We start from the raw sequence: 648 nt of genomic DNA on the forward strand, positions 1-648 counted from the left end.
CCACCGGTCTCATGGGAAATCTCATCTTGGAGTAGGCTTCCCGCTTAGATGCTTTCAGCGGTTATCCCGTCCGAACATGGCTACCCGGCAATGCAATGGGCATCACAACCGGTACACCAGAGGTCCGTCCACACCGGTCCTCTCGTACTAGATGCGGATCTCCTCAAATTTCCTGCGCCCACGAAGGATAGGGACCGAACTGTCTCACGACGTTCTGAACCCAGCTCGCGTAACTCTTTAATCGGCGAACAGCCGAACCCTTGGGACCTTCTTCAGCCCCAGGATGAGTTGAGCCGACATCGAGGTGCCAAACACCGCCGTCGATATGAACTCTTGGGCGGTATCAGCCTGTTATCCCCGGAGTACCTTTTATCCTTTGAGCAACGGCCCTTCCATTCAGGACCGCCGGATCACTAAGACCTGGTTTCCCACCTGCTCGACCCGTCAGTCTCGCAGTCAAGCTCCCTTATGCCTTTATACTCTTAGGCTGATTACCAACCAGCCAGAGGGAACCTTGGTAAGCCTCCGTTACTCTTTAGGAGGCGACCGCCCCAGTCAAACTGCCCACCTGGCAATGTCCAATGCCCTCAGCATCGTTAGTAAACCAATACAGTAAGGGTGGTATTTCAAGGTCGGCTCCACGCACAC

General features: G+C 54.8%; 1 rRNA gene. It reads right to left on the reverse strand.

The window, feature by feature from the left end:
- A 23S ribosomal RNA gene (locus tag E0946_RS07175) occupies window positions 1-648 on the reverse strand; the annotation flags it as partial.

The sequence above is a fragment of the Candidatus Syntrophosphaera thermopropionivorans genome (genome assembly GCF_004353895.1).
In the GTDB taxonomy this organism is placed as follows: Bacteria; Cloacimonadota; Cloacimonadia; order Cloacimonadales; family Cloacimonadaceae; genus Syntrophosphaera; species Syntrophosphaera thermopropionivorans.